Raw genomic sequence first — 24,053 nt, forward strand, 5'->3', positions numbered from 1 at the left:
ATGTATCTGTTCCGTCTGGCCATGGCCAGCCTCGCCAACCGGCGTTTCACCGCCCTGCTCACCGCTTTCGCCATCGCGCTTTCCGTCTGCCTGCTGCTGGCGGTGGAGCGGGTGCGCACCGAAGCCAAGGCCAGTTTCGCCAGCACCATCAGCGGCACCGACCTGATCGTCGGCGCCCGTTCCGGTTCGGTGAACCTGTTGCTGTACTCGGTATTCCGCATCGGCAACGCCACCAACAACATTCGCTGGGACAGCTTCGAACACTTCGCCAGCAACCCGAAGGTGAAGTGGGCGATCCCGATGTCCCTCGGCGATTCCCATCGCGGCTACCGGGTGATGGGTACCACCGAAGCCTATTTCGAGCATTACCAGTACGGTCGCCAGCAGCACCTGGAACTGGCGGACGGCCGCGCCTTCGCCACCGATCCGTTCGAAGTGGTGCTCGGTGCCGAAGTGGCCGAGGCGCTGCACTACAAGCTCGGCGACAAACTGGTGCTGGCCCATGGCGTGGCGGCGATCAGTCTGGTCAAGCACGATGACAAGCCGTTCACCGTGGTCGGCATTCTCAAGCGCACCGGCACCCCGGTGGATCGCACGTTGCACATCAGCCTCGGCGGCATGGAGGCGATCCACATCGACTGGCACAACGGTGTGCCGGCCCGTGGCAACGGCCGGATCAGCGCCGATCAGGCGCGCAACATGGACCTGACGCCGCAAGCGATCACTGCGTTCATGCTCGGCCTCAACAGCAAGATTTCGACCTTCGCCCTGCAACGGGAGATCAACGAATTCCGTGGCGAGCCGATGCTGGCGATCCTGCCGGGTGTGGCCTTGCAGGAGTTGTGGAGCCTGATGAGCACCGCCGAAAAAGCGCTGTTCGTGGTCTCGCTGTTCGTGGTGCTGACCGGGTTGATCGGCATGCTCACGGCGATTCTCACCAGCCTCAACGAACGCCGCCGCGAGATGGCGATCCTGCGTTCGGTGGGCGCGCGGCCGTGGCATATCGCGAGCCTGCTGGTGCTGGAAGCCTTTGCGCTGGCATTGACCGGGGTGATCGCCGGGCTGGCGTTGCTGTACCTCGGCATCGCTGCGGCACAAGGTTATGTGCAGGCCAATTACGGGCTGTATCTGCCGCTGGCCTGGCCAAGCGAGTATGAATGGACGCTGCTCGGTGGCATTCTGGCTGCCGCGCTGCTGATGGGCAGCGTGCCGGCCTGGCGCGCGTATCGCCAATCTCTGGCCGATGGCCTGTCGATCCGTTTATGAGGATGTTCACCATGCCCCGCGCCGTGCTTGCGCTGCTGTTGCTGGTCGCCCTGCCCGTGTGGGCGGCGGCGCCGAAAGACCTGACCTGGTCGGAGATGGTCCCGCCGGACGCGGCGCCGGAAGTGCCGAACATGACGCCGCTGCACGACCTCTCGAAGATGAGCGATGCACTGTCTGCCGAGTCCGCGCCAGCGGCCAAACAGGACATGCCCAACGCCCCCGTGGTGCAAAGTCTCGACGGCCAGAACATCCGCCTGCCGGGTTACATCGTACCGCTGGAAGTCAGCGAAGAAGGCCGCACCACGGACTTCCTGCTGGTGCCGTACTTCGGCGCCTGCATCCACGTGCCGCCGCCACCGTCGAACCAGATCGTGCACGTAAAAAGCGAACTCGGCGTGAAGCTCGACGAGCTGTATCAGCCGTACTGGGTCGAGGGGCCGTTGCAGGTCAAGCAGTCCACCAGCGAACTGGCCGATGCCGGGTATCAGATGGAAGCGGACAAGATTTATGTGTACGAGCTGCCGGAGTAAGTCCGGCAGTCAGTTATAGCCCTCTCCACTGGCTTTGCGAGCAAAGGTTCCACAAAAAAACCGCCCATCACTGTTTCATTGAGCTGAGTCAAAAGACCGTATCAGACGGATTCGTACCATAGGACATCAAACATTTTTAACGTCCTTTGGGAGCTTCCATGAACAAGTCCTTGCTCAGCGCCTCGCTGTTTGCCCTCGCGCTCGCAGCCCCGCTCGCCCACGCCCACGAAGCCGGCGACATCATCGTTCGTGCCGGTGCGATCACCGTCAACCCGAAGGCCGACAGCTCCAGCGTCAAGGTCGATCAGGGTCCGTTGAGCGGCACCAACCTGGGCGGCAAGGCGACCATGAGCAGCGACACCCAACTGGGTCTGAACTTCGCCTACATGCTGACCAACAACATCGGTATCGAGCTATTGGCCGCGTCCCCGTTCGAACATGACGTGAAGCTCAAGGGCACTGCCCTGCCAGCCGCCAACGGCAAGCTCGGCACCCTGAAACACCTGCCGCCGACCCTGAGCGTCGTCTACTACCCGCTGGACGCGAAGTCGCCGTTCCAGCCGTACATCGGCGGCGGCATCAACTACACCTGGATCTACGACGAGCACGTCGGCAGCGAAGCCCAGTCCAACGGTTTCAGCAACTTCAAGGCGAAAAACTCCTGGGGCCTGGCCTGGCAGGTCGGCGCCGACTACATGCTGACCGACAACATCATGCTCAACGCCCAGGTGCGCTACATCGACATCGATACCCGCGCCACCGTCGAAAACAACGCCGTGGCCCCGGGCACCCGTGCACGGGTGAATGTGGACGTTGATCCCTTCATCTACATGGTTGGTCTAGGCTACAAGTTCTAAAGAACGTTCACGTGGTGGTGAATGAGGCTTGGTGGCGGGCAGCTCAGAACTGGCGGCGATGTTACGCCATCGACCGGGGAGCAAGCTCCCTCGCTACAGGAAACCGGTTTGAAAGCCGAATTCCGGCCGTGAAAAAGGCGCCTGTCAAAAGGCGCCTTTTTCATGTCCGCAAGAAGCTCAGCGGCCGAGCAGACGGGCCAGGCCGACGTTCATCGGCGTTGGCGTCGGGCACTTGAATCGCTCAAGCAACCGGCGGTTGTTCGCCCGCGAATGACGGATGTCACCGGAGCGCGCCGGGCCGTAGCTGACGGGCGGCAACTCGCCGACCACCGCTTCGAGCGCGGCCAGCATCTGCTTGAGATTGGTCGCCTGATTCCAGCCGACGTTCACCGCACCGACGTCCACTCGCGGCTTTTCGATCGCCTGCACCAGGACGTCGACCAGATCTTCGACGTACATGAAATCCCGGGTCTGCTCGCCATCGCCGAACACAGTGATCGGCAGGCCTTTCTGCGCGCGTTCGCTGAAAATGCTGATCACCCCGGAGTACGGCGAGGACGGATCCTGACGCGGGCCGAAGATGTTGAAGAAGCGGAAGATCGCCGGTTCCAGACCGTGCTGGCGACGGTAGAAATCGAAGTACTGCTCGCCGGCCAGTTTGTCCGACGCGTAAGGCGTCAACGGCGCCTTGGGCGTGTCTTCGTCAATCGACTCGCCTTCGCCATTGTTGCCGTAGACGGCTGCGCTGGAGGCGTACAGCACACGCTTCACGCCGGCCTCGCGCATGGCTTCGCAGACGTTCAGCGTGCCGATGAAATTGCTCTGGTGGGTTTTCACCGGATCGTCCACCGACGCCTGCACCGACGCGACGGCGGCCAGATGGGCGACAGCGCTGCAACCCTGCATCGCTTGTGCGACCAGAGCAGCATCGGCCACATCGCCGATGATCAGTTCGACCTTGGGATTATCCAGCGGCAGGTTGCTGCGCTTGCCGGTCGACAGATCATCGAGGATCCGCACCGAATGGCCGTTGGCGAGCAACGCGTCAGTCAGGTGCGAGCCGATGAAACCGGCGCCGCCGGTGATGAGAACAGGGCCTTCAGCCATGACGATAAAACCTATCCAGTAAGCCCGGGAGCGCGGCACGCCAGGCACGCGGCTTGATCCCGAAGGTGTGCAGAATTTTCTTGCAGGCGAGTACCGCGTGTTGCGGTTCTTCAGCGGCATCCGGCCGCGCGGCGTGGGCCTGGGCGGTCGGCGCTTCGATGGCCAGCGGGTGCAGACTGCGCGCCTCGGAGAGAATCGCCTGGCCCAGCGCCAGCGGCGTGGTCGCCTCGTGGCCGGCGTAGTGGTAAGTGCCCCACAGCGGCGCGGCGCAATCGAGTTGCTTGAGCACCGAAATGATCACCCGCGCCGCATCGTCGACCGGTGTCGGATTGCCACGGCGGTCATCGGCCAGCAGCAGTTCTTCAGGCTGTTCGGCACGGGCCAGGAAGCGCCCGAGGATCCCCTCCGGGCTGTCGTCGAGCAGCCAGCCGAAGCGCAGCAGCACGTGTTGCGGACAGGTGGCACGTACGCTCTGCTCGATCCGCCACAGCGCCTGACCGCGCAGGCCCAGCGGCACTGGCTCGTCCTTTTCGCTGTAGGCAGTGGCACGAGAACCGTCGAACACCCGATAACTGGACGGCTGCACCAGCACGATGTTGTGGTGCTGGCACAGTTCGGCCAGACGCTCGATCGCGCGTTCCTGTCCGGCCAGACGGCTTTCGCTGACGGCCTCGGCCTGGAACCAGTCGAAATAGTAGGCAAGGTTGATCAATGCATCGGGACGGGTGTCGTCGAGCAATTGGGTCAGGCTCGCGGCATCCCAGCCGTCTTCGGGCGGGCGGGGGGCGAGGAAACCGATGTCTTCCTCCGCACCGAGGCGAATCAGCGCCTGCCCAAGGGCATTTCCGCCGCCCAGTAACATAAGGCGCATTCGCATAGAGTCAGCAGGCCCAGTCTGATTGGAACGATGGCTTTGGCGACGATGCTCGTGGCAGCGTCGTCGATAATTGCCGGAATCGTTGCATTTTGCGGGTTTAGTGCGCAACCGTCACCCGTAAAGTGTAGATCCCGAGCGGTACTTGCAACTTCGCCCGCCCACCCGCATAACTGAAGGCATGAATCTGCCCCTCCCCAAGGACGCGGCCCTGGCAGGCTTCCACCCCGCCGTCAGCGCCTGGTTCAGCAGCACATTCCCGACGGTGACCGCCGCCCAGGCCCGCGCATGGCCGTTGATCCGCCAACGCCGCTCGACGCTGATCGCCGCGCCCACCGGCTCCGGCAAGACCCTCACCGCGTTCCTCGCGGTGCTCGACGAACTGGTCCACCGTGGCCTGGAAACCCCGGACGGTCTGCCGGACGAAACCCTGGTGGTCTACGTTTCGCCGCTCAAGGCGCTGTCCAACGACATCCGCATCAATCTGCAGAACCCGCTGGCCGGGATTACCGACCAGCTGCGCCAAATGGATCTGCCGGCGCTGGAAATCACCACCGCCGTGCGCACCGGCGACACCCCGCAGAAAGACCGCGCCGCCATGCGCAAGAGCGCGCCGCACATATTGGTGACCACCCCGGAATCGCTCTACGTGCTGCTCGGCTCCGAGTCCGGCCGCAAAATGCTCGGTACCACGCGCACGGTGATCGTCGATGAAATCCACGCCATCGCCGCCGGCAAACGCGGCAGTCACCTGGCCTTGAGCCTCGAACGCTTGCAGTCGCTGTGTCCTGAACCACTGACCCGCATCGGTCTGTCAGCCACGCAAAAACCGATCGATGCGGTTGCGCGTTTTCTGGTCGGCCATGAGCGCCCGTGCGAAATCATCGACATCGGCCACGCCCGCCCACGGGATCTGGGCATCGAAGTGCCGCCGGTGCCGTTGTCGGCGGTGATGGCCAATGACGTCTGGGAACTGGTCTACGACCGCCTCGCCGCACTGGCCCGTGAACACCGCACCACGCTGATTTTCGTCAACACCCGACGCCTGGCCGAACGCCTGAGCCGGCACCTGAGCGAACGCCTCGGCAAACACGCGGTGGCCGCGCACCACGGCAGTCTGGCGAAGGAGTTTCGCCTCGACGCCGAGCAGCGGCTCAAGCGTGGCGAGTTGCAAGTACTAATCGCCACCGCGTCGCTGGAACTGGGGATCGACATCGGCGAAGTCGACCTCGTGTGTCAAATCGCCTCGCCACGTTCGATCGCCGGCTTTCTGCAACGGGTCGGTCGTTCCGGGCACCAGGTCGGCGGCACCCCCAAGGGGCGCCTGTTCGCCACCACCCGCGACGACCTGATCGAATGCGCCGCGCTGCTCGACTGCGTGCGCCGGGGTGAACTCGATACACTGCACATCCCCGAGGCGCCGCTGGATGTGCTGGCGCAGCAGATCATCGCCGAGGTCAGTTGCCAGGAATGGGCCGAGGACGATTTGCTCGCGCTGTTCCGTCGGGCCGAGCCCTACGCCCGCCTCGACGAAACACATTATCAGGCGCTGCTGAGCATGCTCGCCGAGGGCTACAACGGCCGCCAGGGCATCCGCAGCGCCTACCTGCACCGCGACGCCGTCAGCCGAACCCTGCGCGGACGACGCGGCGCACGGCTGGCCGCCGTCACCAGCGGCGGCACCATCCCCGACAACGCTGACTACAGCGTTTTGCTCGAACCTCAGGGCCTGAACATCGGCAGCGTCAACGAAGACTTCGCCGTGGAAAGCATTGCCGGCGACGTGTTCCAGCTCGGCAACGCCTCCTATCGCATCCTGCGAGTGGAAACCGGCAAGGTGCGGGTCGAGGATGCCCAGGGTCAGCCACCGACCATTCCGTTCTGGCTCGGCGAGGCGCCGGGGCGCAGCGACGAATTGTCGGCGGCCGTGGCGCGCCTGCACGCGCAGCTCGATCAACTGCTCAGCGCCAGCCCCGGCAACCTGCAACCGGCCCTCGACTGGCTGACCGACACCCTCGGCCTGAACCTGGCCAGCGCCGAGCAACTGGTGGATTATCTGGCCCGCGCCCGCCTCGCCCTCGGCGCCTTGCCGTCCCAGGACACACTGCTGATGGAGCGTTTTTTCGACGAGTCCGGCGGCACCCAGCTGATCATTCATTCGCCGTTCGGCAGTCGAATCAACCGCGCCTGGGGCCTGGCCCTGCGCAAGCGTTTCTGCCGCACCTTCAACTTTGAATTGCAGGCCGCCGCCAGCGAAGACGCGATCGTGCTGTCGCTGTCCACCAGTCACAGTTTCGAACTCGACGAGGTCTGGCGTTACCTGCACAGCAACAGCGCCGAGCACATCCTGATTCAAGCGGTGCTGGATGCGCCGCTGTTCGGCGTGCGCTGGCGCTGGAATGCCGGCGTGGCGCTGGCCTTGCCGCGCTACACCGGCGGACGCAAAGTCGCGCCGCAATTGCAGCGGATGAAAAGCGAAGACCTGATCGCCAGTGTGTTTCCCGATCAGATCGCCTGCCTGGAAAACCTCGCCGGCGAACGGGAAATCCCCGCGCATCCGCTGGTGGAACAGACCCTCGACGATTGCCTGCACGAAGCGATGGACAGCGAGGGCTGGCTCGAACTGCTACGGCGCATGGAGCGCGGCGAAGTGCGCCTGATCGCCCGTGACCTGCCGGCGCCCTCGCCGCTGGCGGCGGAAATCCTCAGCGCCCGGCCCTATACCTTTCTCGACGATGCGCCGCTGGAAGAGCGTCGCACCCAGGCCGTGCTCAACCGCCGCTGGAGCGATCCGCAATCCACCGATGATCTCGGTGCACTGGACGCCGATGCGATCAACGCCGTGCGCGAAGAGGCGTGGCCGACGCCGAACAGTGCCGATGAAATGCACGAAGCGCTGATGAGCCTGGCCTGCATCAGCGACCGCGAAGTCGCGGCCAATCCGCAATGGCGCGAGTGGCTGAATGCTTTGGCCGAAACCGGGCGAGCCTGCCGATTGCAGATCGATCCCGAGCACTCACTGTGGCTGGCGAGAGAACGCCTGACCTGTCTGCAAGCGCTTTATCCACAGGCGCAGTCGGCACTCCCCACGCTGCCCGGTTTCGACGAACCATGGACAGCCGATGACGCACTGATCGAAGTGATCCGCGCGCGGCTCGGCGCATTCGGCCCGCTACCGCTGGCGGCGATTGCCGAGCCGCTGGCCTTGATGCCGGCCTCTGTTCATCAAGCCCTCGCTCATCTGGAGCGCGAAGGTTACGTACTGCGCGGCCAGTTCACGCCGGGATCGCCCGTTGAGGAATGGTGCGAACGCCATCTGCTGGCGCGCATTCACCGCTACACGGTCAAGCGTCTGCGCCGGGAAATCGAGCCGGTGGCGTTGCAGGATTTCATGCGGTTTCTGTTCGACTGGCAGCACTTGTCTCCGTCTACCCGTGGTCAGGGCAACACCGTCTTGCCAGCGATTGTCGGTCAGTTCGAAGGCTACCCGGCTGCCGCTTCGGCGTGGGACAGCGACCTCCTTCCCGCGCGGCTCAAGGACTATTCACCGACCTGGCTGGACGATCTGTGTCGCAGCGGCAAGCTGGTATGGACGCGCCTAAGCGCCCGACAAAACATCAGCGGCACGGCGTTGCGCAGCACACCGATCGTGTTGCTGGCGCGCAGTCAGGTTGGCTTGTGGAGTGCACTGGCCGAGCAGACGCCGGTCAGCGAACTGTCGCCCAAGACCCGCAAGGTTTTCGACGCACTGAGTCAGCACGGCGCGCTGTTTTTCGATGAGCTGATTCATGAAGCGCACCTGCTGCGCACCGAGCTGGAAATCGCCTTGCAGGAACTGGTCGGCGCCGGGCTGGTGAATGCCGACAGCTTTGCCGGATTGCGGGCGCTGATCACCCCGGCGAGCAAGCGCCAGCAGCGCAGCAGTCGACGCGGACGCGGGGCGTTTGTCGGTGGCATGGACGATGCCGGGCGCTGGGCGTTATTGCGTCGCGGGCCGGTTGTGGAAAACCGTCAAACAGCGTCGCCCGAAACCCTCGAACACATCGCCATGACCTTGTTGCGTCGCTATGGCGTGGTGTTCTGGCGCCTGCTGGAACGTGAGGCCGACTGGCTGCCGAGCTGGCGCGAACTGCTGCGCACGTTCCATCGACTGGAGGCGCGCGGCGAGATTCGTGGCGGGCGGTTTGTCAGCGGTCTGGCGGGCGAGCAATTCGCCCTGCCCGAGGCGATTCCGCTGTTGCGCGAAGTCCGCCGTCGGCCCCATGACGGCAGCCTGATCGCGGTGTGCGGTGTCGACCCGCTGAACCTCGCCGGCACCTTGCTGCCGGGGGCGAAAGTGCCGGCGCTGGCGAGCAATCGGCTGGTGTATCGCGATGGGTTGCCGGTCGCTGCCGAGGTCGCGGGCAAGCCGCAATTCTGGGTGGAGCTGGACTCCGCCGCCATGAGCGAAATCCGCAACAGGCTGACCCGTCACTGAGTGCGCGCCTGCTCCGGCAACACCACCGACGAATGCGCCGGCGCCACCTCTTCTTCCTGTCGCTTGGGCAGCAAAACCTGCTGTGGATAAGTCTGCGCGAAATGCACCCACGGGCTGTTATCCACAAGCTTTTTCAGACGCTGGTTGAATGCGCGGCTCACCGCATATTGCCCACCGGAAACCGTGCGAAATTGCGCGGTCAGTACCACGCCGTTGAGGTCCATCTTGTCTACGCCAAAGACATCCAGCGGCCCTTGCAGGTTGTACTTCAGGAACGGGTCTTCGCGAATCGAATCGCCCGCTTCGCGGATCAGCTCGATAGCCTTGTCGACATCGGTGTCGTAGGTGAACTGCACCGAGAAAAACGCGAACGCAAACTGCCGCGATTGGTTGGTCACAGCCTTGATCTGACCGAACGGCACCGAGTGCACGAAGCCCTTGCCGTCGCGCAGGCGCAGGGTGCGAATGGTCAGGCCCTCGACCGTGCCGGCATGCCCGGAATCGAGCACCACCCAGTCACCGATCGACAGGGTGTCTTCGATGATGATGAACAGCCCGGTGATCACGTCCTGCACCAGTTGCTGCGAGCCGAAACCGATGGCCAGACCGACCACCCCGGCACCGGCCAGCAACGGCGCGACGTTGATCCCAAGATTGGCCATGGTGGTGATCGCGCAGATCACCACCAGGATGATTTTGATCGCGTTGCGCAGCAGCGGCAGGATGGTTTTCACCCGGGTGCTGGGCTGGCGAGCCGAGCGTTTGCTGACCGGTGGTTTCAGTGCTTCCTGGATCGCCGTGTCGAGCACCACCCACAGCAGCCACGTCACGAGGAAGATCAGGCCGATGCTGCTCAGGGCATTGCTGATCGCCCGACCGACCGTGCTGCTTTGCGCGAAGTCGAGCAGCGACACACCCCAGATCCGCCCGAGGATATCGATGAACGCAATCGCAACGACGATCCGCAGCAAGGCGTGCAACAGGCTGAGGAAACGTTCCTTGTAGGCACTGCTGCGCTGGATCGCCTCGGCCCTGCGCGACTTGAACAGGTGTTGCAGCACAGTGCTGAGAAACACTGTGCCGATCAGCAGCACCGTGGTGAGCAACGCGCAGCGCAGGGCTTTCTGGTTGTCCTCGCCAATGCCGATCAGGTTGACCGCCGAGACCAGCACCATCAGCACGATCGGCCAGTACCAGAGCCCGGAAAAAATCCGCAGCGATTCCTGCAGCGACGGTTGTTTCAGGCGCTGTGCCAGCGGACGATTGCGGATCAGGTGCGCCACCGGCCGACGCAGGCGAATCACCAGCAGACCGAAGATGATCGACGCCAGCAAGCCAGTGAATACGGCGATGCTGCTGGTAATGTTGCCGCCCAGTTGCCGGGCGATCTGCGGGCTGGTCAGGGCGTCACTCAACGCGGCAAGAAAGCCGATCAGGAACAGCGGTTTCGGGCAGTAGTCGCGAATGATCTGCACGGCGCGGCGCTTGTGGCCGACATTAAACATCACCACCACGCACAACAGCATCGACGTGGAAAATATCCCGCTGCTGGTGGCGTAGGCAAAACACAGCGCCAGCGCCCGGCCGACCGAAGCCGACAAAAAATGGCTGACGTACAGGGTCAGCGGCAGACAGATGAGCGCGGGCAGCGTGTAGGGCAACAGGTAACCGAGCAGGTCCTGACTGCGCTGGCGGGTGCGCAGCCAGCGCCCTTCCCGCAGGCGTTTGCCCAGCACGCTGCCGAGCACGGTCAACACGGCAAAGGTGCCCAGCCACACGCCGGAGAGCATCAGGAAATCCCCCGCCACGCTCCAGCCCGAGCGGTTCGAGGGTTGGTTGACCAGCCTGTCGACTTCATCCGCCGCCCGGTCGGCGCGCAGGCGCCAGGCGTCGACCAGATGCTCGTTGAGATCGAGTTTGTCCTGCACGTCGTCGATGCTGGAACTGATGGCGCCGAGCAGCCCGCCCTGCACGATCGGCTCCGGTTTGGCCGGCTCTTCACTGGCCGCCGGAACGCCCGGCAAGCTGGCGGCTTGCACTGCATTGCCGCCGAACAACAGCAATGCCCCCAATAGAATCGCGATCCTGAACCTGGTCAAAACGCAGAGCTCCCTTGGTTGAACCTGTATGGAACTGATCGACATTTGGCCGGCAAAGTTCAAGAGCCCCCTCACCCCAGCCCTCTCCCAGAGGGAGAGGGAGCCGACTGAGTTGTTTTCAATAGTTACATCGACCTGAAAGGTTCGTTTTGATCTCAAGTCCGAGAGCCGGTCTGTGCTGTGTCGAAACCTGAGTACGGCTCGGTGTATCACGTCGGCGTAACTTAAAAGGGCACATCGATCAGTCCCCTCTCCCTCGGGGAGAGGGTTAGGGTGAGGGCGGGCTTTTGATCTTTGCTCTCAGGTCAAATATCAAATGCCCATCCCTGTATTTTTTCACCCCCACCAAACCCCGACACTGCGCTTCATTCAATCCCCCACCGGAGTGCCGTGATGCCCATTGCCCTGCTCGCGCTGACCCTCAGCGCTTTCGCCATCGGGACGACCGAGTTCGTCATCGTTGGCCTGCTTCCTACCATCGGCGCCGATCTCGGCGTCAGCCTGCCGTCCGCCGGTCTGCTGGTCAGTCTCTATGCCCTCGGCGTAGCCATCGGTGCGCCGGTGCTGACCGCCCTCACCGGCAAAGTCCCGCGCAAACTGTTGCTGCTGTCGCTGATGGTGCTGTTCACCCTCGGCAACCTGCTGGCCTGGCTGGCGCCAAGTTATGAATCACTGGTGCTGGCGCGGATCGTCACGGGTCTGGCCCATGGCGTGTTCTTCTCCATCGGCTCGACCATCGCGACCAGCCTGGTACCCAAGGAAAAAGCCGCCAGTGCGATTGCGATCATGTTCACCGGCCTGACCGTGGCGCTGGTCACCGGCGTGCCGCTGGGCACGTTCATCGGTCAGCATTTCGGCTGGCGTGAAACCTTCCTCGCCGTGTCGGCACTCGGCGTGATCGCGTTCATCGGCAGCTTGCTGTACGTGCCGAAAAACATCGCCCACAGCAAACCCGCCTCGCTGTTGCAGCAATTGCAGGTGCTCAAGCAACCGCGCCTGTTGCTGGTGTACGCCATGACGGCCATCGGTTACGGCGGTTCGTTCATCGCCTTCACATTCCTGGCGCCGATCCTTCAAGACATCTCCGGCTTCAGCGCCGGCACCGTCAGCCTGGTGTTGCTGGTGTACGGCGTGTCGGTGGCGGTCGGCAACCTCTGGGGCGGCAAACTGGCGGACAAACGCGGGCCGATCAGCGCGCTGAAAATCATCTTCGCCCTGCTCGCCGCCGTGCTGTTCGTGCTTACTTTCACCGCAGGAAATCCATGGCTGGCGCTGGCCACCGTGCTGGTCTGGGGTGCGGTCGCCTTCGGCAACGTGCCGGGCTTGCAGGTGTATGTGGTGCGTCAGGCTGAACATCACACACCGCACGCCGTGGACGTGGCCTCGGGGCTGAACATTGCCGCGTTCAACCTCGGAATTGCCGGTGGCGCGTGGGGTGGTGGTTTGATCGTCGAGCACATCGGCCTGATCCATACCGCGTGGATTGGCGGCCTGGTGGTGCTGGTGGCGCTGGCCCTGACCGCCTGGAGCGGTCGCCTCGATCGCCTGGGCCCGGTGTACGCCGAACCCGCCGAAGGCTCGGCCCGGATTGTCACTGGGCACTGATCCGGCAGCCCGACCGTCCGTAATCCCGTCGAAACTTTCCCGAACCGCCCGCAGTCATCCACAGACAGAGGCCGTATGGGGACTTTCGACGGGAGGCGGCATGGCTACGATTCACATCGGTATTTCAGGCTGGCGTTACGCCCCGTGGCGCGGGGACTTTTACCCGAAGGGGCTGGCGCAGAAACGCGAATTGCAGTTCGCCGCACGGGCGGTCAACAGCATCGAAATCAACGGATCGTTCTACGCCCTGCAACGGCCGGAACGCTACGCCCAGTGGTACGCCGAAACGCCGGATGACTTCGTGTTCAGCATCAAGGCGCCGCGCTTCATCACCCACATCCGCCGCCTGCGCGATATCGAAAAACCCCTGGCCAATTTCTTTGCCCCCGGGGTGCTGGAATTGAAGGAAAAATTCGGCCCGATCCTCTGGCAGTTCCCGCCCAACTTCACATTCGACCCCGAGCGTTTCGAAGCCTTTCTCGACCAGTTGCCCAACGACACCCAGGCTGCCGCCGCCCTCGCCCGCCAGCACGACTCACACCTGCACGGCCACGCGAGCCTGAAGGCCTACGGCAAAAAACCGCTGCGCCATGCCGTGGAAATCCGCAACGACAGTTTCATCGACCCCGACTTCGTGCGCCTGCTCAAACGCTACAACACCGCGCTGGTGATCGCCGACACCGCCGGGAAATGGCCGTACCGCGAAGACCTCACCAGCGATTTCGTCTACCTGCGCCTGCACGGTGCCGAAGAACTTTACGCCAGCGGTTACACCCGTGCCGCCCTGCAACGCTGGGCCGAGCGGATCGACGCCTGGCACCACGGCCGGCAACCGGGCGACGCCCATTTGATCGCGCCGCGCCTGAAGCCTCGGACCCGTAAATCCCGCGAGGTGTTCTGCTACTTCGACAACGACATCAAGGTCCGCGCGCCGTTCGATGCCCGCAGTCTCCTGCAGCGTTTCGATCTGGATAAAAACCTTGAAACCGTGCCCGGTGAGCCAGCCGCCGAAGGGGTACTCGCATGAGCATTCCCGAGCCGCTCGGCTTCACCGACGAGCAGTCCACAGTCATCACCACGGTGCGCCGTTTCACCGTGCTGACGGTCAACACCCACAAGGGTTTCACCGCGCTGAACCGGCGCTTCATCCTGCCGGAATTGCGCGAAGCGGTGCGCAGCGTGTCCGCCGATGTAGTGTTTCTCCAGGAAGTCCACGGCACCCACGAACATCATCCCAAGCGCTACAACAATTGGCCGACGATGCCGCAGTACGAATTTCTCGCGGACAGTCTCTGGCCGCAGTTCGCCTACGGGCGCAACGCCGTGTATCCGGAGGGCGATCATGGCAATGCAGTGCTGTCGAAATTCCAGATCGTGCGCCATGACAACCTCGACGTTTCGATCAGCGGCCACGAAAACCGTGGCCTGTTGCACTGCGTGCTGCGCCTGCCGGGAGATGACCGTGAAGTGCATGCGATCTGCGTCCATCTGGGCCTGCGCGAAAGTCATCGCAACGATCAACTGCGCCTGCTGCGAGAACGTCTGGCCGAACTGCCTGATGACGCGCCGGTGATCGTCGCCGGTGATTTCAACGACTGGCGCCAGCGCGCCGATGCCTTGCTTGAACCCTGTGGCCTGCGTGAAGTATTTGCGGCGCATCACGGCCGGTCGGCGCGCAGCTTTCCCGCACGTCTGCCATTGCTGCGCCTGGACCGGATCTACGTACGCAACCTCAAGGCCAGTCAGCCAAAAGTGCTGGCGAACCGTCCCTGGTCACACCTTTCCGACCACGCACCGCTATCGGTGGAGATTGAACTATGAGCAGTGCACCGTTGGAGAAATCTGCTGTGGAGCCCGTCAGCATCACCCCGCCCGTGCGCGAGCCGGGCACCGTCGATGTCGAGTATCGCTGGCAGGGCAACAACCGGATCGAGCTGCTGGAAAACGGCGAGGAATATTTCCCCCGGGTGTTCGAAGCGATGCGCGCGGCGAAAAGCGAAATCCTGCTGGAGACCTTCATCGTCTTCGAAGACAAGGTCGGCAAGGAATTGCAGGAGATTCTGATCGATGCCGCCCGGCGTGGTGTGCGCACCACCGTCAGCTTCGACGGCTTCGGTTGCGGCGAATTGAGCACCGGCTATCTCGCCGCGCTGAGTGAAGCCGGCGTGCATCTGCAAATCTTCGATCCGGCCCCCAAACACCTGGGCATTCGCACCAACTGGTTCCGGCGGTTGCATCGCAAGATTGTGGTGGTCGACGGGTTGGTCGCATTCATTGGCGGGATCAATTTTTCCGGTGATCACCTGGCCGATTTCGGTCCCGAAGCGAAGCAGGATTACTCGGTGGAAATTCAGGGCCCGGCAGTGGCCGACATCCATCATTTCGCTTTGCTGCAAAGCGGCCGACCGGGACGGGCGAGATTCTGGTGGCAGCGTCGCCGGCAACGGCGTGCCGAGATGGCGTTCGACGATCACGACGGTCAGGTGCGTCTGGTGTTCCGCGACAACGACCGGCACCACACCGATATCGAAGACGTTTATTTGCAGGTATTGCGCCGCGCCCAACGGCGGGTGGTGATCGCCAACGCTTACTTCTTTCCCGGCTATCGCCTGCTGCGCGAAATCCGCAATGCGGCCCGGCGTGGGGTCGAAGTGCGGCTGATTCTGCAGGGCCAGCCGGACATGCTGGTGGCCAAACTCGCCGCGCGCATGACCTACGACTACCTGCTCAAGGCCGGGGTGCAGATTCACGAATATTGCGAGCGGCCGCTGCACGGCAAAGTGGCGCTGGTGGACGAGGAATGGAGCACTGTCGGCTCGAGCAATCTTGATCCGCTGAGCCTTTCGCTGAACCTGGAAGCCAATGTGCTGATCCGCGACCGCGCCTTCAATCGCCACCTGTTCGAACGCCTCGAAGACCTCAGCCACAACCACTGCAAGGCGATGGACGCCGCGAAGTCGCCGCGCGGGCGAATCTGGCACATGACCGTGGGCTTTCTGGTGTTTCACTTCCTGCGGCATTTCCCGGCGATGGCCGGCTGGCTGCCGGCGCACAAGCCACGGCTCAAACCCTTCACCCACGCCGCCGGGAGCGATCCGTCATGAGCCATTCCGAAGCCCACGCGGCGGTGCATCCGGCACCGGCGGACAAGTCCCGCTGGAGCCGCTGGAAACGTCCGCTGACCCTGCTGTTTTTCCTTGCGCTGATCGTTTTGCTGACGATGTTCGCCAGTCGTATCGAATGGGCCGAGGTGCTGCAAACCCTCGCCGACTTCAAGGTGCGCACGCTGATCATTGCCTCCAGCCTGACCCTGCTGAGCTTTCTGGTGTACGCCAGTTTCGACCTGATCGGTCGCACTTACATCCGCCAGGATCTGACCTGGAAACAGATCCTGCCGGTGGGCGTCATCAGTTACGCCTTCAATCTCAACTTGAGCGCATGGGTCGGCGGAATCGCCATGCGCTATCGCCTGTATTCGCGGCTCGGGGTGAGCAAAAGCAACATCGCCAAGATCCTCGGCCTGAGCCTGGCGACCAACTGGTTCGGCTACATGACCATCGCCGGCGTGGTGTTCAGCAGCGGACTGGTGCGCATGCCACCGGGCTGGAAAGTCAGCAGCGATGCGTTGCAGGGCATTGGTGTGTTGCTGCTGTTGGTGAGCGCCGGTTATCTGGTCGCCTGCCAGTTTTCCCGACGGCGCGAGTGGTCGATTCGCGGGGTGGAGATCAACCTGCCGTCGCTGCGCATGGCGGTCCTGCAATTGCTGCTCGGGGCGCTGAACTGGTCGCTGATGGCGGCGGTGATTTTCACCTTGCTACCGAGCAAACTCGACTATCCGCTGGTGCTCGGGGTGCTGTTGATCAGTGCGATTGCCGGGGTCATCACCCACATTCCCGCCGGGCTCGGCGTGCTGGAAGCAGTGTTCGTGGCGCTGCTGCAACACGAGGCTTCGCGCGGCAGTCTGGTGGCAGGATTGCTGGCCTATCGGGCAATCTATTTCCTGCTGCCGCTGCTGATCACCGTGCTGATGTACCTGGTGGTGGAAGCCAAGGCCAAGGCATTGCGGATCGAGAAGAAACCCAAATCTGATCAGCGCGACTGAATGATGCTCAACCGCTCACCCACCACCATCTCGGTGATCCAGTCGACCAGGATCGAGGTGTAGGCCTGCTGCGAGGTCGGGTCGCTCAGGGCATGGTCGGCGCCGTCGATGATGCGGTGAGTCAGCGAGTGGGTCTGCTGGCACGCGGCGCGGTAACTCATGATCGTCGCGTGGGGCACGTAGTCATCGGTTTCCGACTGCACCAGCAGCACGTCCCCGGTGAATTGCGAGCAGGCGTGCAAGGCGCGGTTGCTGTCGGCGCGCACCAGGGTGCCGCGATAATCGCGCAGGTCGGCCTTGTCCAGATCGCGTTTTGGCGTGTGCCATTGTTCGTCGCGGTACAGCGCCGGCACCCGCAGCGCCAGCCAGCGCACCGGACGCAGCGAGGTGAGAATCGAGGCGAGGTAACCGCCATAGCTGGTGCCCACTACCGCAATGGCCGAGGTGTCCAGCGCCGGATGGGCGAGCAACCGGTCGTAGGCCGCCAGCAAGTCACGCAGGTTGTCTTCACGGGTGACCCGGCTCAGCGGAATGCCGGTGCCGCCGGTATGCCCGCGCAGATCGAACGTCAGGCACACGCAGCCCAGGCCGGCGATGCCTTTAGCCCGTTCCAGATCGCGCTCCTGACTGCCGCCCCAGCCGTGCACGAACAACACGCCGGGGACTTTCGATTTGGGACTGAGAAACGTCCCGCTCATCTGTTCATCATCAATGTCGATTTGAATGCTTTCGCTTCTAGCCGTCATAGGATTTGACCGTTACGTATTTGAGGAGAAAGTCGCTGTTCTCGGCCGGCCCGCGATACACCTCGATGGCATCCGCCGGCAGGGCCTGATCGGTATAGGTTTCCACCGACGACACGCGGATCGCGCGCATCGAAGGATCGTTGACGAAGCTTTGCAGCGCCGCCACTTCCGCGCTGCTGGCGCCGCCCATGCGCCAGGACTGTTCGAGAACGCCACTGCGCGGCCGGCCTTCGCTGTCCAGGCCCTGGGCGATGTCGTAATTGCGCCGCGAGGCATAGAAACGCGGATAGGCTTCGTCCGCCGCCCGGTCGAACACCTGCGCCTGCTGAATGGCCAGACGCACGTCGTCGGGCAGATCCAGCGCCAGCAGATCCTCGTAACCGCCCTGCACCACCAGCAGGTTCGAGCCTCCGTACACCTCTTCGCCGTGGGCGTCCTTGGTCAAGTATTGATCACCGCAGTAACTCAGCACCCTGCCGCCGATGAACGACTGACCGACGCTGTGGGTAACCACCTGACTCAAATCCTGCTCCAGCACCACGCCATCGCTGAACAGTTCTCCGGCCTCGGGTCGGGCGAGAATTTCGTCGAACGCATCCAGGCTCTTGATCACTTCCTGTCCGCGCCCGGCACAGGCGTGAATCGGCTTGATCCGGATCGGTCCGCTGTACAACAGATGTTCAGCGGCAGGCCGGGCATCTTCCAGCGCAAAGACGCTGAGCCCGTCCAGCACCACGGTGCGCACCCGCTCGGAAAACAGTGGCGACCAGCCTTGCGGCGCATGGGCCTGATGGCTGCGCAGACCGTGGCTGATGGCTTTGGTGCAGATGAAATCGTGCTCGACGAAACCGCCCCACAGATCATCCGGGCCGCTCACACCCAATTCGCGGGCCGCCGCGCCGACGAGGGTCTGGGTCGGCAGCAGATAAATATCCCGGCCGCGATGTTTTTCGGCGTCGTAACTGCCGCCGAACTTGAGACCGAGGATCTGCGCCAGCCATCGCGCGAGGGCCTTGTTGGTCTGCACTTCATGTTGTGGTGCGCCGGGTCGAACCGAGTGGGCGACGACCACTTTCCTGCGGGATGTCGGGGTCATGCGTCCCCCTTCCAACGGCGGGTTGAATGTAGGTCAGAGGGTGCAGAGATCAGGCCAACCGGGGTTCGCCGGAAACGCCCTGCAAATCAGCCACTTGAAAAACCCGTGCTGGCACCGCGCCTATTTCAATCTGCACGACTGCGCTGTGGGCTCCGGCATTTTGCACGACGGGTGCGTATTACTTCGCCACGGCTGGCGGCGGACTCACGCCGAATCGCGTGCGGTATTCACTCGGCGCCAGCCCGGTGATTTTCTTGAACGTCGCGCGAAAGGCTCCCGGATCCTGATAGCCCACCGTCCACGCGATGTGGTCAATAGTGCCATTGGTGAACTCGAGCATTTCCCGGGCCTTGCCGACCCGCAGGTGCTGGCAGTATTCGGTTGGCTTCAGGCCGGTCGCCGCGCGGAAACGACGCAGGAACGTGCGCTCCTCAAGGCCCGCGCGCTCGGCCATCGCCGTCAGTGAGACATCGGTCGCGCCATTGCCTTGCAGCCAGTGCTGAACCTTGAGAATCGCCGCGTCGCCATGATTGAGGATCGGGGCGAAATTGCTGCCGCAGGCACTGGCGCTGTCGCTGTGTTCCACCACCAGGAACCGCGCGGTCGCGCTGGCGATGCTCGGCCCGAGCAGACGATCGACCAGCCGTAGCCCCAGTTCCGACCAGGCCATCAATCCGGCCGTGGTGATCAGGTCGCCGTCATCGACAATCGGTGTGTCGGCCTTGAGTTTGATGTGCGGATAACGCTCGGCAAACGCCTTGGCTGACGTCCAGTGCGTGGTGGCGCTGCGACCGTCGAGCAGACCGCTTTCGGCCAGCAGCAGAGAACCCACGCACACCCCGCCGAGGGTGGCGCCGCGGGCGTGTTGCTCGCGCAGCCAGTGAATCAACCCGACGGACACCTGGGCCGCCGAGAAACCACCAATGGACGGCGGAATCACGACCGCCACCAGACCCGCTTCGGCGCCGGGGTCGCTGTCGTGGACCCGTACCGGCGGCTGATCGCCCTCAACCTGCCAATGGCTGACGCGCAAGCGCGGCAACTGCGCACTCTGGTACTCGGCAGCGACCCGGTTGGCCACCGCGAACAGGTCAGTCAAACCATGCACCGCCGCCAGCTGCGCGCCGGGATAGATCAGCACACCCAGTTCGACGACCGCCGGTTTCGCGTCCATTGTCAGTTTTCCCCTGTGTATTGTCGGTGCGGCCAATCCTCGAAAACGTGGCCAGCGCCAATACTGAGCCCACACCCAACGTTCACTTCGAGGACACACCCATGGCCAAGCAAGCGCTCATCGTAGTCGATATCCAGAACGACTACTTCCCCCAAGGCAAGTGGCCGCTGGCCGGTGCCGACGCCGCAGCGGACAACGCCGCCCGGTTGATCGCGGCGTTCCGCGAGGCCGGTGATTCGGTGGTGCACATCCGCCACGAATTCACTTCGCCCGAAGCACCGTTTTTCACCCCGGGCTCTGAAGGCGCGAAACTGCATCCGAAAGTGCTCAACCGCGCCGATGAGCCGGTAGTGCTCAAGCACTTCGTCAATTCATTCCGCGAAACAGAGCTGCAATCGATCCTCGATGAACAAGGCATCAAAGAGTTGGTAGTGGTCGGTAGCATGAGCCACATGTGCGTCGACGGCATCACCCGCGCAGCGGCAGATCTGGGTTACACCGTCACGGTGATCCACGATGCCTGCGCCAGCCGCGATCTGGAATTCAACGGCATGACCGTTCCCGCCGCCCACGTGCATGCGGCGTTCATGTCGGCGCTGGGGTTTGCCTACGCCAGCGTGGTGTCCACCGACGAGTTCCTCGTCGCCAGCCACTGAGCCCTGCTCTGATACAACCAGAAAAACCTGCGCCCGCCTCGTTGCGGGCGTTTTTTCGCGTGTCATGAAAATCTCACGCGTGAGCCATTGATGGCATTTTGATTTGGTTGTAGTGTTGCTCACGCGTGAGATGTTCATAACGGAGTCATCGCCATGAAAAGCCGCTCCCCCGCTACAGCGTCAGAGAGCCCAAAGGGAGTGCGCTCGACACCGTCCGCGAAAAAACCGTCGAGCTTCTACATGAAGCAGATGCGCGCGGGCCTGGCTGCCGCCGGTTATGTGAAACACGAAACTTGGGTGCTTCCGGAAAACCGAAGCTTGCTCAAGCAAATGGAGCAACAGCTACGCCAACCGATTCTGGCTGGCTCTTTCATGTCGGAGAATTACATGAGCGCAGGCAACAACTGGAACATCGATAGCCTCTACAACGCTTTCAAGGCGCTGGACGAGGTGGCTTCGCAAGAAATCACGCTGTCTCTGATCCAGAGCTCCGAACCCAGCCTCAAGCTGGAAATGAACGAATTCGGCGGTCTGCCGATTCACATCGCCATCGCCGGCCAGCAGATCATCGTCGACACCGTGCTGGTGGACATTGATTCGATCACCGACGTACGCGCGTTCAACGACGCCGTGCTGCGCAGCCGGGAAATGTTCCCGCTGTCGTCGATCGGCATCGAAACCATGCCCAATGGCCAGACCGTCTACAACATGTTCGGTGCACTGAGTGCCGATTCGAGCCTGACCAACGTAGTCACCGAGGTGAAAACCCTGGTCGACAACGTGCAGCGCGCCAGCGAAGCCTTCGAACACTTCTTCAAGTAATCAACAGGGAAAATCCAATGACTCAGTCCATCTGGAACAAGTTGTTCACCGCGCTGCGCGGCGGCGCCAATGAAGTCGGCGAAGCGATCGTTGACCAACAGGCCCTGCGCATCCTCGATCAGGAAATCCGTGACGCCGACAGCGCCCTGTCCAACGCCCGTCGCGAACTGGTCACCATCATGGCCAAGCACAAGCTGTCCGCCGACCGCGTGAGCGAGTACGACGCCAAGATCAAGGACCTGGAAGCCAAGGCTGTTTCCGCCCTGAACGCCGGCCGCGAAGATCTGGCGATGGAAGTGGCCGAAGCAATTTCGACCCTGACCAACGACCTGACCACCGAGAAGGCCCAGAGCGACGAGTTCGGCACCTACGCCGACAACATGCGCAAGGACATCAACAAGGCCGAAGCGCGGATCAAGAGCCTGCGCCAGCAAGTGGACATGGCTAAGGCCCGTGAAAGCGTGCAGAAGGCTCAGGTCAGCGCTTCGATCGCCAGCGGCGGCGCCAACGGCAAACTGGAAACCGCCGTCGGCACCCTGAACCGTCTGCAGGAAAAGCAAAAGCAACGTGCCGCCGAGCTGAATGCTCAGGACGAACTGGCCGATGCCACGACCGGCAACGACCTGGACCGCAAGCTGCGCGAAGCCGGCATCACGCCGAACGAAGGCAGCGCCAACGCCATCCTCGAGCGTCTGAAGCAGAAGTCCGCCCAGTAACGGCGGCCAGAAAAAGAAGGGCACCGCGTGCCCTTCTTTTTTTTGCCTGCTCGTTCGCCGCGCGGCCCGGTACACTAGCGGCGTTTTGCCAACGAATACCTCCACCCGCTTCAAGGAATGTACCCATGGGATGGTTCAAAGATTTGCTCGGCACCAGCAACCGGCAGTCGGCGGCGTCGACCTCCGAGTCTGCCGGTGGCCCGCTCGGACTGGCGCAGGGCAAGGCGATCCGCTTCGACACGACCCTCGGCCTGTTGCTCGACGGCAGCACCTCGGTACGTGTTCCCGACGCCCAGGCCATCTGGAGCGCCGGCTGGATCGACCTCGGTCAGTCGAACAAACTGCATCGCTACTATCTGAACGATGAAGAATTCTGGGTACAAGTCCATGTCACCGGCGACGACCAGATCGAGTCGGTGACGCTGTTCAATTACGTCAGCTATGTGACGGTCAACAGTGACGCCGAACTGCAGCGCCTGGCCGGCCCGAACAGCCTGATCGGCCTGCCGACCTACCGCCACGAAGGTGTCGAATACACTCGTGAATGGGGCACCGAACGTGGCCAGACCGAACTGGTGCCGCTCACCGAACAGGTGATCAACCCCGACGAGTCCTACACCATCAACCATCACTCGATGCTCTACGCCCGCGAGACCGGCCTGACCGATCGCCGCGAGCTCTTGCTGTTCTCCGTCGAACAGGACGAAGAAGGCACCGTCAGCCTGAGCACCTCGCTGGGCATCTCGCTGTACACCACCGATTTGAGCACTATCTAAAAGGAAGTTTTCCATGCTGGAAGCGTTGTCCATTTCCCTGAACAAAGCCGCGCTGGTCGGTTTCGTTGCCTACCTGATCGGCGCCGTGCTGCTGTTCATGCTGTTTCAGTTCGTCTACACCCGCGTCACGCCGCACAAGGAATTCGAGCTGATTCGTTCCGGCAACGTCGCCGCCGCCATTGCCCTGTCCGGCGCGATCATCGGCTTCGCGATTCCGGCGAGCAACGTGATCGCCCATTCGATCAACGTGCTCGACTTCGTGCTCTGGGCGGTGATCGCGGCTGTGGTGCAATTGCTGGCCTTCCTGGCGACCGGGCTGGTGCTCAAAGGCACGTCCCAACGCATCGCCAACGGTGAAATCGCCGCGGGCATTTATGTGGCGGCGGTGGCAATCAGCGTCGGCATGCTCAACGCCGCGTGCATGACCCCGTCCTACTGATCGGCAGGAAGCCTGAGATGAAACGAAGCAAGTACGTTCAACTGTCCCTGGCCGCTTCGGTGGCCCTGGCGATTTCCGGTGAAGTGGCCGCCCAGGAACAGCAACGCAACTTCCAGAGTGTCGAACAATGCGTCGACGCCGAACTGGCGCCGGATGTCTGCTCGAATGCCTACGTCGCCGCCCTGGCCGAACACCGGCGGATCTCCCCGGCCTACGACGACAAGGCTGCCTGCGACGCGGACTTTGCTGCTGACTGGTGTCAGAAAAATTCCGCCGGCCGTTTCGTGCCGAAACTCGGTGGCTTCAAGGTGCCGCAGGACGGTGAGCCGGCGCAGAACCTCGATGCGATCGCCAATGCACAGATGCCGGCGGGTGATGCGGCTGCCGTGCAGAGCAATCAGACAAGTACCTCGCACTCATCCAGCGGTGCAGGCAACGGCTGGCTCACCGGATGGCTGATCGGCAATGCCATGAGCAACAACCGCGCGAGCGACTCGCGGCCGGTTTATCGTGAGCGCAATACCCGCCAGACCTACGACACCTCGACGCTGAACCGTCGAATCGAGTCGGCACCGAGCCGCAGCCAGCGGGACTACGACAGCGATTACCGCAAACCGGTCAACGTCGCCTCGTCCACTTCCCGTGGCGGTTTCGGCAGCCAGTCCAGCGCACGCAGCGGTTGGGGCGGCTGGGGCCGTTCGAGCAGCTGAC

21 protein-coding genes are annotated in these 24,053 nt (G+C 62.9%); 15 read left to right on the forward strand and 6 right to left on the reverse strand.

Annotation, left to right across the window (positions count from 1 at the left end; translation table 11 throughout):
• The 3 genes from ABFB52_RS26025 (at nt 1) to ABFB52_RS26035 (ending at nt 2,653) form a co-directional block, all read left to right on the forward strand.
• Nucleotides 1-1,266: an ABC transporter permease gene (locus ABFB52_RS26025; protein ID WP_074691637.1), complete on the forward strand. Its 1,266-nt coding sequence runs from the start codon at nt 1-3 to the stop codon at nt 1,264-1,266.
• A gap of 11 nt (nt 1,267-1,277) precedes the next feature.
• Nucleotides 1,278-1,796, forward strand: a complete 519-nt coding sequence (locus ABFB52_RS26030; RefSeq protein WP_129972514.1) for a DUF3299 domain-containing protein — start codon at nt 1,278-1,280, stop codon at nt 1,794-1,796.
• A 158-nt stretch (nt 1,797-1,954) separates the two neighbouring features.
• On the forward strand, nt 1,955-2,653 hold the full coding sequence (locus ABFB52_RS26035; RefSeq protein WP_074691639.1) for an OmpW family outer membrane protein: 699 nt from the start codon (nt 1,955-1,957) through the stop codon (nt 2,651-2,653).
• A gap of 177 nt (nt 2,654-2,830) precedes the next feature.
• On the opposite strand, the gene ABFB52_RS26040 is transcribed toward ABFB52_RS26035, so the two are convergent.
• The gene (locus ABFB52_RS26040; protein ID WP_129972515.1) at nt 2,831-3,760 is read right to left on the reverse strand and encodes an NAD-dependent epimerase/dehydratase family protein; all 930 of its coding nucleotides are present in this window, start codon (nt 3,758-3,760) and stop codon (nt 2,831-2,833) included.
• On the reverse strand, nt 3,753-4,637 hold the full coding sequence (locus tag ABFB52_RS26045; protein ID WP_011336149.1) for a sugar nucleotide-binding protein: 885 nt from the start codon (nt 4,635-4,637) through the stop codon (nt 3,753-3,755). The genes ABFB52_RS26040 and ABFB52_RS26045 overlap by 8 nt, the downstream gene beginning before the upstream one ends.
• Before the next feature lie 178 nt (nt 4,638-4,815).
• Between ABFB52_RS26045 and ABFB52_RS26050 the strand changes: the two genes are divergently transcribed.
• Complete coding sequence (locus ABFB52_RS26050) at nt 4,816-9,111, forward strand: DEAD/DEAH box helicase (RefSeq protein WP_129972516.1); 4,296 nt, start codon at nt 4,816-4,818, stop codon at nt 9,109-9,111.
• Here ABFB52_RS26050 and ABFB52_RS26055 read toward each other — a convergent pair.
• Nucleotides 9,105-11,210, reverse strand: a complete 2,106-nt coding sequence (locus ABFB52_RS26055; protein ID WP_129972517.1) for a mechanosensitive ion channel family protein — start codon at nt 11,208-11,210, stop codon at nt 9,105-9,107. The genes ABFB52_RS26050 and ABFB52_RS26055 overlap by 7 nt on opposite strands.
• 393 nt (nt 11,211-11,603) lie before the next feature.
• On the opposite strand from ABFB52_RS26055, the gene ABFB52_RS26060 reads away from it, so the two are divergent.
• From ABFB52_RS26060 to ABFB52_RS26080, 5 genes are all read left to right on the forward strand, one after another.
• A complete protein-coding gene (locus tag ABFB52_RS26060) occupies nt 11,604-12,815 on the forward strand; it encodes an MFS transporter (protein WP_102716676.1) in 1,212 nt (403 codons plus the stop codon).
• 100 nt (nt 12,816-12,915) lie between these two features.
• On the forward strand, nt 12,916-13,842 hold the full coding sequence (locus ABFB52_RS26065) for a DUF72 domain-containing protein (RefSeq protein ID WP_129972518.1): 927 nt from the start codon (nt 12,916-12,918) through the stop codon (nt 13,840-13,842).
• Nucleotides 13,839-14,636: an endonuclease/exonuclease/phosphatase family protein gene (locus ABFB52_RS26070; protein ID WP_102716678.1), complete on the forward strand. Its 798-nt coding sequence runs from the start codon at nt 13,839-13,841 to the stop codon at nt 14,634-14,636. The genes ABFB52_RS26065 and ABFB52_RS26070 overlap by 4 nt, the downstream gene beginning before the upstream one ends.
• The gene (clsB, locus tag ABFB52_RS26075; RefSeq protein WP_129972519.1) at nt 14,633-15,919 is read left to right on the forward strand and encodes a cardiolipin synthase ClsB; all 1,287 of its coding nucleotides are present in this window, start codon (nt 14,633-14,635) and stop codon (nt 15,917-15,919) included. The genes ABFB52_RS26070 and clsB overlap by 4 nt, the downstream gene beginning before the upstream one ends.
• Complete coding sequence (locus ABFB52_RS26080; RefSeq protein WP_129972520.1) at nt 15,916-16,917, forward strand: lysylphosphatidylglycerol synthase domain-containing protein; 1,002 nt, start codon at nt 15,916-15,918, stop codon at nt 16,915-16,917. The genes clsB and ABFB52_RS26080 overlap by 4 nt, the downstream gene beginning before the upstream one ends.
• Here the strand turns inward: ABFB52_RS26080 and ABFB52_RS26085 are convergent.
• The 3 genes from ABFB52_RS26085 to ABFB52_RS26095 all read right to left on the reverse strand — a co-directional run bounded on the left by ABFB52_RS26085 (nt 16,905) and on the right by ABFB52_RS26095 (nt 19,933).
• Nucleotides 16,905-17,663 carry an alpha/beta fold hydrolase gene (locus ABFB52_RS26085; RefSeq protein WP_007955615.1) on the reverse strand — a complete coding sequence of 253 codons (759 nt, stop codon included), beginning with the start codon at nt 17,661-17,663 and terminating at the stop codon, nt 16,905-16,907. The two genes, ABFB52_RS26080 and ABFB52_RS26085, sit on opposite strands and share 13 nt — an antisense overlap.
• The gene (locus tag ABFB52_RS26090; protein ID WP_085747601.1) at nt 17,653-18,759 is read right to left on the reverse strand and encodes a DUF3182 family protein; all 1,107 of its coding nucleotides are present in this window, start codon (nt 18,757-18,759) and stop codon (nt 17,653-17,655) included. The genes ABFB52_RS26085 and ABFB52_RS26090 overlap by 11 nt, the downstream gene beginning before the upstream one ends.
• 178 nt (nt 18,760-18,937) lie before the next feature.
• Complete coding sequence (locus ABFB52_RS26095; protein WP_129972521.1) at nt 18,938-19,933, reverse strand: GlxA family transcriptional regulator; 996 nt, start codon at nt 19,931-19,933, stop codon at nt 18,938-18,940.
• Between the two features lie 101 nt (nt 19,934-20,034).
• Here ABFB52_RS26095 and ABFB52_RS26100 point away from each other — a divergent pair, with 101 nt between their 5' ends.
• From ABFB52_RS26100 to ABFB52_RS26125, 6 genes are all read left to right on the forward strand, one after another.
• On the forward strand, nt 20,035-20,589 hold the full coding sequence (locus ABFB52_RS26100) for a cysteine hydrolase family protein (RefSeq protein ID WP_085747599.1): 555 nt from the start codon (nt 20,035-20,037) through the stop codon (nt 20,587-20,589).
• Between the two features lie 153 nt (nt 20,590-20,742).
• A complete protein-coding gene (locus ABFB52_RS26105) occupies nt 20,743-21,411 on the forward strand; it encodes a YjfI family protein (RefSeq protein ID WP_085747598.1) in 669 nt (222 codons plus the stop codon).
• A gap of 17 nt (nt 21,412-21,428) precedes the next feature.
• Nucleotides 21,429-22,127 (forward strand): PspA/IM30 family protein, encoded by a 699-nt coding sequence (locus tag ABFB52_RS26110; protein WP_085747597.1) that lies wholly within the window; start codon nt 21,429-21,431, stop codon nt 22,125-22,127.
• A 125-nt stretch (nt 22,128-22,252) separates the two neighbouring features.
• Nucleotides 22,253-22,903, forward strand: a complete 651-nt coding sequence (locus ABFB52_RS26115) for a DUF2491 family protein (protein WP_085747596.1) — start codon at nt 22,253-22,255, stop codon at nt 22,901-22,903.
• A 13-nt stretch (nt 22,904-22,916) separates the two neighbouring features.
• Nucleotides 22,917-23,342, forward strand: a complete 426-nt coding sequence (locus ABFB52_RS26120; RefSeq protein ID WP_007955627.1) for a DUF350 domain-containing protein — start codon at nt 22,917-22,919, stop codon at nt 23,340-23,342.
• Nucleotides 23,343-23,359: 17 nt separating this feature from the next.
• A complete protein-coding gene (locus ABFB52_RS26125; RefSeq protein WP_085609134.1) occupies nt 23,360-24,052 on the forward strand; it encodes a DUF1190 domain-containing protein in 693 nt (230 codons plus the stop codon).
• The last annotated feature ends 1 nt before the right edge of the window (nt 24,053 follow it).

Source organism: Pseudomonas sp. 9.2(2024), assembly GCF_039695385.1.
GTDB classification, from domain to species: Bacteria; Pseudomonadota; Gammaproteobacteria; order Pseudomonadales; family Pseudomonadaceae; genus Aquipseudomonas; species Aquipseudomonas paraglycinae.

What these genes read in the sequence shown, in the direction of transcription:
- ABFB52_RS26125 (WP_085609134.1), top strand. Translation starts at nt 23,360, where the DNA reads ATGAAACGAAGCAAGTACGTTCAACTGTCCCTGGCCGCTTCGGTGGCC.
- ABFB52_RS26100 (WP_085747599.1), top strand. Translation starts at nt 20,035, where the DNA reads ATGGCCAAGCAAGCGCTCATCGTAGTCGATATCCAGAACGACTACTTC.
- ABFB52_RS26120 (WP_007955627.1), top strand. Translation starts at nt 22,917, where the DNA reads ATGCTGGAAGCGTTGTCCATTTCCCTGAACAAAGCCGCGCTGGTCGGT.
- ABFB52_RS26025 (WP_074691637.1), top strand. Translation starts at nt 1, where the DNA reads ATGTATCTGTTCCGTCTGGCCATGGCCAGCCTCGCCAACCGGCGTTTC.
- ABFB52_RS26105 (WP_085747598.1), top strand. Translation starts at nt 20,743, where the DNA reads ATGAAAAGCCGCTCCCCCGCTACAGCGTCAGAGAGCCCAAAGGGAGTG.
- ABFB52_RS26110 (WP_085747597.1), top strand. Translation starts at nt 21,429, where the DNA reads ATGACTCAGTCCATCTGGAACAAGTTGTTCACCGCGCTGCGCGGCGGC.
- ABFB52_RS26070 (WP_102716678.1), top strand. Translation starts at nt 13,839, where the DNA reads ATGAGCATTCCCGAGCCGCTCGGCTTCACCGACGAGCAGTCCACAGTC.
- ABFB52_RS26065 (WP_129972518.1), top strand. Translation starts at nt 12,916, where the DNA reads ATGGCTACGATTCACATCGGTATTTCAGGCTGGCGTTACGCCCCGTGG.
- ABFB52_RS26050 (WP_129972516.1), top strand. Translation starts at nt 4,816, where the DNA reads ATGAATCTGCCCCTCCCCAAGGACGCGGCCCTGGCAGGCTTCCACCCC.
- ABFB52_RS26035 (WP_074691639.1), top strand. Translation starts at nt 1,955, where the DNA reads ATGAACAAGTCCTTGCTCAGCGCCTCGCTGTTTGCCCTCGCGCTCGCA.
- ABFB52_RS26085 (WP_007955615.1), bottom strand. Translation starts at nt 17,663, where the DNA reads ATGACGGCTAGAAGCGAAAGCATTCAAATCGACATTGATGATGAACAG.
- ABFB52_RS26045 (WP_011336149.1), bottom strand. Translation starts at nt 4,637, where the DNA reads ATGCGAATGCGCCTTATGTTACTGGGCGGCGGAAATGCCCTTGGGCAG.
- clsB (WP_129972519.1), top strand. Translation starts at nt 14,633, where the DNA reads ATGAGCAGTGCACCGTTGGAGAAATCTGCTGTGGAGCCCGTCAGCATC.
- ABFB52_RS26040 (WP_129972515.1), bottom strand. Translation starts at nt 3,760, where the DNA reads ATGGCTGAAGGCCCTGTTCTCATCACCGGCGGCGCCGGTTTCATCGGC.
- ABFB52_RS26030 (WP_129972514.1), top strand. Translation starts at nt 1,278, where the DNA reads ATGCCCCGCGCCGTGCTTGCGCTGCTGTTGCTGGTCGCCCTGCCCGTG.
- ABFB52_RS26060 (WP_102716676.1), top strand. Translation starts at nt 11,604, where the DNA reads ATGCCCATTGCCCTGCTCGCGCTGACCCTCAGCGCTTTCGCCATCGGG.
- ABFB52_RS26095 (WP_129972521.1), bottom strand. Translation starts at nt 19,933, where the DNA reads ATGGACGCGAAACCGGCGGTCGTCGAACTGGGTGTGCTGATCTATCCC.
- ABFB52_RS26090 (WP_085747601.1), bottom strand. Translation starts at nt 18,759, where the DNA reads ATGACCCCGACATCCCGCAGGAAAGTGGTCGTCGCCCACTCGGTTCGA.
- ABFB52_RS26115 (WP_085747596.1), top strand. Translation starts at nt 22,253, where the DNA reads ATGGGATGGTTCAAAGATTTGCTCGGCACCAGCAACCGGCAGTCGGCG.
- ABFB52_RS26080 (WP_129972520.1), top strand. Translation starts at nt 15,916, where the DNA reads ATGAGCCATTCCGAAGCCCACGCGGCGGTGCATCCGGCACCGGCGGAC.